General features: G+C 57.1%; 8 protein-coding genes and 1 pseudogene. All 9 read left to right on the top strand.

Features of this window, described 5'->3' with window-relative positions:
* Window positions 1-262, top strand: a 262-nt coding sequence (locus BLR80_RS11220; protein ID WP_143012120.1) for an integrase core domain-containing protein, incomplete at its 5' end; no start/stop codon positions are given.
* A 211-nt stretch (window positions 263-473) separates the two neighbouring features.
* Window positions 474-1,091: pseudogene (locus BLR80_RS11215) on the top strand (restriction endonuclease subunit S); the annotation flags it as partial.
* Window positions 1,088-1,657, top strand: coding sequence for a DUF6933 domain-containing protein (locus BLR80_RS11210; RefSeq protein ID WP_092080142.1), 570 nt, complete (start codon window positions 1,088-1,090; stop codon window positions 1,655-1,657). The pseudogene BLR80_RS11215 and the gene BLR80_RS11210, both read left to right, overlap by 4 nt.
* A 131-nt stretch (window positions 1,658-1,788) precedes the next feature.
* Window positions 1,789-2,490: a transposase gene (locus BLR80_RS11205; protein WP_216095216.1), complete on the top strand. Its 702-nt coding sequence runs from the start codon at window positions 1,789-1,791 to the stop codon at window positions 2,488-2,490.
* A gap of 17 nt (window positions 2,491-2,507) precedes the next feature.
* Complete coding sequence (locus tag BLR80_RS11200) at window positions 2,508-5,795, top strand: type I restriction endonuclease subunit R (protein WP_092080139.1); 3,288 nt, start codon at window positions 2,508-2,510, stop codon at window positions 5,793-5,795.
* Window positions 5,796-5,806: 11 nt separating this feature from the next.
* Window positions 5,807-6,307, top strand: a complete 501-nt coding sequence (locus tag BLR80_RS11195; RefSeq protein ID WP_092080135.1) for a DUF1499 domain-containing protein — start codon at window positions 5,807-5,809, stop codon at window positions 6,305-6,307.
* Window positions 6,304-6,735 carry a (deoxy)nucleoside triphosphate pyrophosphohydrolase gene (locus tag BLR80_RS11190; protein ID WP_171906435.1) on the top strand — a complete coding sequence of 144 codons (432 nt, stop codon included), beginning with the start codon at window positions 6,304-6,306 and terminating at the stop codon, window positions 6,733-6,735. The genes BLR80_RS11195 and BLR80_RS11190 overlap by 4 nt, the downstream gene beginning before the upstream one ends.
* Before the next feature lie 275 nt (window positions 6,736-7,010).
* Window positions 7,011-7,325, top strand: a complete 315-nt coding sequence (locus tag BLR80_RS11185; RefSeq protein ID WP_092080129.1) for a hypothetical protein — start codon at window positions 7,011-7,013, stop codon at window positions 7,323-7,325.
* Between the two features lie 90 nt (window positions 7,326-7,415).
* On the top strand, window positions 7,416-8,468 hold the full coding sequence (locus tag BLR80_RS11180) for a TonB-dependent receptor (RefSeq protein ID WP_092080126.1): 1,053 nt from the start codon (window positions 7,416-7,418) through the stop codon (window positions 8,466-8,468).
* The last annotated feature ends 16 nt before the right edge of the window (window positions 8,469-8,484 follow it).

Genomic DNA, 8,484 nt, shown 5'->3' with positions numbered 1-8,484 from the left:
GTACCTCTCAGACCATTTTCAGAACCAGATCAAGTTCTGGGGGATCACTCCCAGCTTTGCCTTTGTTGCCGAACCCCAGACCAATGGAGTTGCCGAACGGTTCAACCGCACCTTGAAAGAGCAGGCCATCTATGGCCGGGTTTTCCGTAACATCACCGACGTTCGCGAAGCCGTGAAGACCTTCGTGGAGCTTTACAACAGCGAATGGCGTGTTGAGAAAAACGGCTTCAGATCACCTGATGAAATCCGTCAGGCGGCGTAAGCTAAACTTGTGTCCAGGGAACCGGTTCCGCTACATCAAGAGCTGGTTTGTCGATTTCGATCCGGTGATCGACAACGCCCTTGCCGTAGGAAAACCCATCCCCGATGAACTGCAAGCAAGGGCCGAGGTGCGAGCCGCCCTTGGCGACAAGCGCAAACCTCTCCCTGAAGCGGTTCAAAAGCAGTTCCCGAGCAGCTTTGTTTTCAGTGATGAGATGGGGTGGATTCCTGAGGGGTGGGAGGTTGAGTCGCTCGATGAAATCGCACACTACCAGAATGGGTTGGCTTTGCAGAAGTTTAGACCCGAAAACGAGGATGACTTTTTGCCGGTCGTTAAGATTGCACAACTGAGAAAAGGCTTTGCCGATGGTGAAGAAAAAGCCTCTCCCACGATTACCCCCAAGTGCATTATTGATGATGGAGATGTTGTTTTTTCATGGTCAGGCTCTTTGTTGGTAGACATCTGGTGCGGAGGAAGGGCTGCTCTAAACCAGCATCTGTTTAAGGTAACATCGGCAACCTATCCGAAATGGTATTTCTACAATTACACGAAACACCACCTTGAAGAGTTTCAGCGTATTGCCGCCGACAAAGCTGTTACGATGGGTCATATTAAGCGAGAACATCTTAGTCAGGCGAAATGTGTTGCCCCTGCTGGTGAGATACTAGACGCCTGTACCTCTTTTGTTGAGCCGCTACTTGACCGCCATGTTGACCTGCGTAAAGAGGACAGGTGGTTGGAAACACTCCGTGACACCCTCCTTCCCAAACTCCTCTCCGGCCAACTCCGCATCCCCGATGCCGAGAAACGGGTCACGGAGGTCGTATGATTCGCCTGCACTGCACCAAAAAGCTGCTGGCCAAGCTGCCGTTACTGGAAGATGGTCGCCTGCGCAGCCGGAAACCTGTTCTCTCGCTCGTGCGCGATCCCGCTACCAATCCCTTGGGCGACTGGCACGCCAACCTGATCCTGCTGCAGCGCCGCCAGTGCGTGCTGTTCGTTCACGATGCCACCCGTTTCCCGGTCTTTGTCCCGGCGCTGAAAAAGGCCGACTTCGCCGAACTGGACTGGTTCTTTCAGGACGGTTTTATGAATACCCTGCTCAAGGTCGGCGCCGAAGACAAGCACATGAAGGCCGCCGAAAAATGGCTGGCCCCGCTGGTCTGCGACAACGACTGCAACCGCTCGGTGCAAGGCACGCTCAACCAGATGGGGCAGGAACTGGGCTTATCCCTCGACTATCGGAATGAATCGATCATGGAGCTGACCCCCTATCAAACCAGCGCCTGGCTGGCCGAGCGCCCCTCTTCGATCAAGGGGCAAGGGTATGTCTGGCCAGGGCGAGAGATGCTGGCGTTGTTGTGGCCGGACGGCAAAGGAAACCACAATGACTGATACGATTGAACCAACTGACGAGTTCCTCCTCTACACCACGGACGACGGTCAGGCCCGCATCGAGTGCCGTTTTGAGAATGAGACGCTCTGATGATCACAGGCGCTGGCAAAGACCCACCCAAGGGACAACAATGATGAACCGCTGTGCCAAACATCATCGTCGTTCGATCCGCTTGAAGGGGTACGATTATGCCCGGCCCGGCATTTATTTTGTGACGATCTGCGTTCAGAACCGGGAATGTTTGTTCGGCAATGTCGTCCAGGGGGAAATGCAATTAAACGCAGCCGGCGAAATGGTAGTGCGATGGTTCGCGCAATTGGAAAATAAATTTGCCACCGTGCAATGTGATGCGTCGATTTGCATGCCCAACCACGTTCATTTTGTTGTCCATAACAGGGGATCGTCTGTTGATGGCATCGACGTAGGGGCAGACCTGCGTGTCTGCCCGGTTTCAAACGCCCATCAACGTTTATTACAACCAAGGCGGACACATGGGTCCGCCCCTACGGGGGCAAATGATGATGGGACAGGCGTAGGGGCAGACCTATGTGTCTGCCCGGTCCCATTATCACAAATCGTCCAATGGTTTAAAACCATGACGACCAATGAATATATTCGCGGGATCAAACAGAAGGATTGGCCGCGATTTTCCGGAAAATTATGGCAACGCAATTATTGGGAGCATATTGTCCGTGATCAATCGGAATGGGACCGTATCCGCGATTACATTCACAATAATCCGGCCCAATGGGATCAGGATCGGTTGAATGATCGCAAGACCATGGTGCGTGAACCTGTTTGTGAATATTCCGGTGAGAACTGGCGGGTATGATCGAAGAGGGATTGGGGATGGCGAAATTCACCGAGGAGAAGCTGGAGCAGGCGATCATCGCCCTGCTGGAAGATCAGGGCTACCCGCACCACAGGGGCGATTCGTTCGAGCGGGCACCGAATGAGGTGCTGATCAAGTCCGACCTTCAGGCTTTCCTCGCCCACCAGTATGCCGGCGACAACATCACCAAGGCCGAGATCGATTCGGTGATCCGGCGGCTGGAGGGGCTGAATCCGCAAGACCTGTACGATTCCAACAAAACCATCCACAAGCTGGTTGCCGACGGTTTCCTCCTCAAGCGCGAAGATCACACCCAGAAAGACCTGTACATTCAGCTGATCGACTATGCCGGTTTGCCGGAACGACGTATCCCCGCAGAAGGGGAAATTGAAACCATCGTTGCCGAAGAGTCGGCAGTGTATGGTGGCGACAAAAACATCTACAAGATCGTCAACCAACTGGAGATCGAGGGGAGCGAAAAACGCATCCCCGATGGCATCCTCTACATCAACGGCCTGCCGCTGGTGGTGTTCGAGTTCAAGAGCGCCATCCGCGAAGAGGCGACCATCTTTGACGCCTACGTGCAGCTCACCACCCGCTATGCCCGCGATATCCCAGAGCTGATGAAGTACAACGCCCTGTGCGTGATTTCCGATGGAGTGAACTCGCGCATGGGTTCCCTGTTTGCTCCCTACGATTACTTCTACACCTGGCGCAAGGTGACCGGCAACGAGACCATCGAGCAGGACGGCATCAACGCCCTGCACACCATGATTCAGGGGCTGTTTGATAAGGATCGGTTGCGCGAGGTGATCCGCAACTACATTTACTTCCCCGATGTTTCCAAGGCACAGGTCAAGGTGGTCTGCCGTTACCCTCAGTTTTACGCCGCTGGCAAGCTCTACCAGAGCATCAAGGCGCATCGGAAACCGGGTGGGGATGGTAAGGGCGGCACCTATTTCGGCGCGACCGGCTGCGGCAAGAGTTTCACCATGCTGTTTCTGACCCGCCTGCTGATGAAGAGCGTCGATTTTGAGAGTCCGACCATCGTGCTCATTACCGACCGCACCGACCTGGATGATCAGCTATCAAGCCAGTTCGTAAGCGCCAAGGGCTACATCGGCGACCAGTCGGTGATCAGCGTGGCGAGCCGTGCCGATCTGCGTGATTACCTGAAAGGACGCAACAGCGGCGGGGTCTTCCTGACCACCATTCACAAGTTCACCGAGGATACCGAGCTGCTCTCCGAGCGGAACAACATCATCTGTATCTCCGACGAGGCGCACCGCAGTCAGGTCAATCTCGACCAGAAGGTGCGTGTCACCGAGAACGGGGTGCGGCGGACCTACGGCTTTGCCAAGTACCTGCACGACTCGCTGCCCAATGCCACCTATGTCGGCTTTACCGGCACCCCCATCGATGCCACCCTGGATGTCTTCGGTGAGGTGGTGGACAGCTACACCATGACCGAATCGGTGAAGGACGAGATCACCGTGCGGATCGTCTACGAGGGGCGGGCCGCCAAGGTTGTGCTCGACAACAAGAAGTTGGAAGAGATTGAAGCGTACTACGATCAGTGCGCCGAGGACGGTGCGAGCGACTACCAGATCGAGGAGAGCAAAAAGGCGAGCGCCAGCATGACCGCCATTCTGGGTGACCCGGATCGCATCAAGGCGCTGGCGACTGATTTCGTTGAACACTACGAGAAACGTCTGGAGGAAGGGGCGACGATCAAGGGCAAGGCGATGTTCGTCTCCAGCAAGCGGCAGATCGCCTATGCCCTGTGGAAGGAAATCATCGCCCTGCGACCTGACTGGAATGAGGTGCTGGCTTGCGAAAAAGGGGCCAGCCTGACCGAGCAGGAGAAGAAAGAGATCAAGCCGATGGAGCGGGTCAAGATGGTGATGACCCGTGGCAAGGACGATGAGAAGACGCTGTATGACCTGCTTGGCACCAAGGACGACCGCAAGGAGCTGGACCGCCAGTTCAAAAGCGACAAGTCGAATTTCAAGATCGCCATCGTGGTCGATATGTGGCTGACCGGCTTTGATGTACCGCACCTCGATACCATCTATATCGACAAGCCGATCCAACGTCACAACCTGATCCAAACCATCTCGCGGGTCAATCGCAAGTACGAGGGCAAGGACAAGGGGCTGGTGGTCGATTACCTCGGCATCAAAAGGCAGATGAACCTGGCGCTGGCCCATTACAACAAGGCCGACCAGCAGAACATCGAGGAAATCGGGCAATCGATCATTGTCGTGCGGGATCACCTCGACCTGCTGAACAAGATGTTCCACAGCTTCGATGCGTCACCCTACTACAGCGGTAGCTCCGTCCAACAGCTCAACTGCCTGAACAATGCTGCCGAGTTCGCCCAACTGACCGACAAGATCGAGAAGCGTTTCATGCAGCTGGTCAAGCGCCTGAAGGCGGCCTACGATATCTGCTGTGGCTCGGAAGAGCTGAAACAGCAGGAGCGCGACCAGATCCACTTCTATCTTGCCGTGCGGTCGATCATCGTCAAGCTGACCAAGGGGAATGCACCCGACACCGCCCAGATGAACGCCAAGGTGCGGGAGATGATCACGCAAGCCCTCAAAGCCGATGGGGTGGAGGAGATCTTCAAGCTGGGGGATGACAAGGCCGGGGCTATGGACATCTTCGACGATGACTACCTGGCCAAGATCGAAAAGATCAAGCTGCCCAACACCAAGGTTAAGCTCCTGCAGCAGCTGCTGGCCAAGGCGATAGACGACTTTAAGAAACTCAACAAGGCCAAGGGAACCGACTTCTCGAAGAAGTTCAAGGCACTGGTGGATGCCTACAACGAGCGCAAGGAAGAGGACGTGCTGGTCAGCAACGTACTGGAAGACTTCTCCAGCGAGATCGTTGACCTGATCCGCGCCCTGCACCGGGAGATGGCCTCTGGTTCCGACATGGGCATCGATATCGAGGAAAAGGCCTTCTACGACATTTTACTCGGGCTGGCCATCAAATACGATTTCACCTACCCCGAGGACAAGCTGCTGATCTTGGCCAAGGCCGTAAAGGCCATCGTGAATGACAAGATTAAATACACCGACTGGAACCAGCGCGACGACATCAAGGCCGAATTGAAAGTGGATCTGATCCTCGTGTTGGCCGAGCATGGTTACCCGCCAGTGGATCGGGATGAGGTCTACAAGGAAATCTTCGAGCAGGCGGAAAATTTCAAACGATTTCGCCAGGAGCCCGACAGCCTTGCCCGCATTTCGCCTGTTTATCACACCAAAGCCCAGGAACGGAAATTTCCAGCGTAAAGGAGTCGACCATGCCCTCACGATCTTCCGCCCCAAGTCGCGCCGCCGCCATCGGCCTGCTCAGCCTGATCCTTGGCCTGATCCTGGGCCTGAGCGGCTGTGGCGCGCCGGCCCCTTACCGGCCGCCCTACATGAGCAGCTTGCCGGCCTGTCCGACCCATCCCAACTGTGTCAGCAGTGAGGAAGTGCGCGCCGAAGCCCAAGTGGCGCCCCTGTCCTTCGACAAGGTTCCGCCCTACCAGGCCTGGGCGGCATTGAAGGAGGCCATCCGGGCCGAAGGCGGGGTGATCCAGCGTGAAGGGATGGGTGCGCTGGAAGCCGGCTACCTGCGCGCCACCTTTACCAGCTGGCTGTTCCGTTTTGTCGATGATGTGGAATGCCGCCTGGTGGCGCAGGATGGTCTGATCCACATCCGCAGCGCCGCGCGGGTGGGTTACTACGATTTCGGTGTCAACCGTCGGCGGGTCGAACGCCTGCGGCAGGCCTTCGCCGAGGCCCTGCAGCAGCCATGAGGGAACCGTTAGCGCAGACAACCGTCAGACCCGCCCGCCAGGTCAGTGCCGCCATTCTCCTGCGCGACAACCAGCTGCTGCTGGCGCGCCGGCTGCCGCGCCAGGGCCTGGGTGGCTACTGGGAACTGCCCGGCGGCAAATGCGAAACGGGTGAAACCCCGGCCGCCTGCCTGCGGCGCGAGCTGGCCGAAGAGCTGTGCATCTCGGCCCGCATCGGCGCCTGCTTCAGCCGGACCTTTCACCGCTACCCACGCGGCCTGATCTGCACCCACAGCCTGTTCGTCGCCAGTTACCACGGCCAATTGCTGCTGCGCGAACACGACCAGCTGGCCTGGGTTGCCATTCCCCGCCTGCTTGACTACCGCCTGACAGCGGCCAACGTGCCGATCGTGCAGCGTCTGCAAGCCTGGTGGCGCCAGTCAGGTTAAGCAGGATGACCGGATCGACAATCTTGTCGTCTTCACCAGCACCGTCTGTCGATCCGGTCCAGGGTTTCCCTCGCACAGCACAGCTCACAAGCTCCTGTGCTGGTTTATTTTTCACAAAACAGATGTTCTTTCAGTGAGATAGGATTAACTGGCGAGAGTCCCCAGCTCTTGGCACAGGCGTTGCTTTACCCAACGACAACAGCGCTGTTGTGATTTTCGCCCCGATCGTTCCCATCTTTAATGCAACCCCATGTTGCCTGAAAGGACAAACTTCCATGAAAAAACGCATTCTTTCTCTGATGAGCCTGGCCCTGGTCACCGTTTTGCTGAGCAGTCTACCTGCCCTGGCTTCACAATTTCGCGGCTCCCTTGGCGGCAGTGGTCTGTACCTGATTGATAGCGATGGCGATGGTATCGGCGATGCGCGTCCGACTCCCGGTACCGGCCAGGGTGCCGCCGCCACCAACTTCGTTGACGCCGACAACAACGGTCTGTGTGACACCTACGAGGCCGGCGGGCAGCAACTGCTCGACGGCAGTGGCGCCGCTGCTGCTCTTGGCCAGCGCGCTCGTGCTGGTCGCACACGCTGATCGCCCCAACAAAGCAGAGCGTTTCGTCTTCCGGCGAAACGCTCTGTTCTTTCTGGTGGACGTTGCCCTTTCCCAGCCTGGAATCCTGCCATGTATACCGCTTTATTCTTCCTGCATCGGCTGCTGGCGGTCGTGCTGCTGGCCATTATTGTATGGCCACAATCCGCCCAAGCGGACAGCGCCACCAACCCGTTGAGTTATGCCCTGCGTCAGTCAGCACCACCCGCCAGCACGGCGTTAAGCCTGCAACTGCGCCAGCTGTGGTTGGAAGAAACCGAATACCTGCCGGAACTCGGGCAGGATCTGTACCGCTGGCAGGAACGCAGCAGCCAGTTACAGCTGGGCACGAGTCTGGCTCAACACCGGATCGGTGCCGGGCTTGAGCAGGGAACCATTGAGCAAAAAAGCTTGCTGTTTGGCGACAACGATTTCAGCCTGAATCAGCGTGCCGCCTTCGTTCAGTGGCAATATGAAGCGGCAAAGGGATTCAATGCCTCTGCCGAACTTCGCTGCGAACGCTTTACCGATCGCGGCGACAGTGGCTTCTACCGTTTGAACAATACTCGCGACCTCTGGACCGGAACAGCACGCCTGCACTACCAGGGCACAGTGAACTGGCTCAGCCTCAGTTATCAGCGACAACGTGATCCGGAGCCCGTCTACAATATCGCCACCGAACGAGCCGAATTACACCTCGGCGCCCAGCAGCTCAGTGGCCTGCTGGCTGGCTGGCTCCTGCGGCCGGGCTGGCACCTGACTCTCGGCGCCTATTACGAGGACTACGCCACCGACCGTCCCGACCAGATCAACAGTCTGATGCAGCTCAGTCATCAACCGGTCTGGTTGCCACGGCTGGAGGCCGCCGTGGGACTGGGGTACTTTGATGAGGAGCAGGAAACCATCGTTAATCTGACCCTGAAATACAGCGGTCAACTTTCCCGCCAGCTCCGCTGGCAATTGGAATATCAGCTGGAGTACTCCGACCTGGAACGCTCCTGGCTCAACGAGGGACTGGTGGAACTGCGCTGGAACCTTTGGCGGGAGCTCAGCGCCAGCTGCAGCCTGGCGGCCAGCAATGAAAACGGCGATGACCAGGACCAGAGCCTGATCGTTCTGGCAGGTCTCGAAATCCCGCTATTGTAATCGCTGGTGCCTGCAC

This window comes from Desulfuromonas thiophila, assembly GCF_900101955.1.
Taxonomy (GTDB): Bacteria; Desulfobacterota; Desulfuromonadia; order Desulfuromonadales; family Desulfuromonadaceae; genus Pseudodesulfuromonas; species Pseudodesulfuromonas thiophila.
Note: the sequence above shows the minus strand (reverse complement) of the source record. Positions and strands in the feature narration are given on the sequence as shown.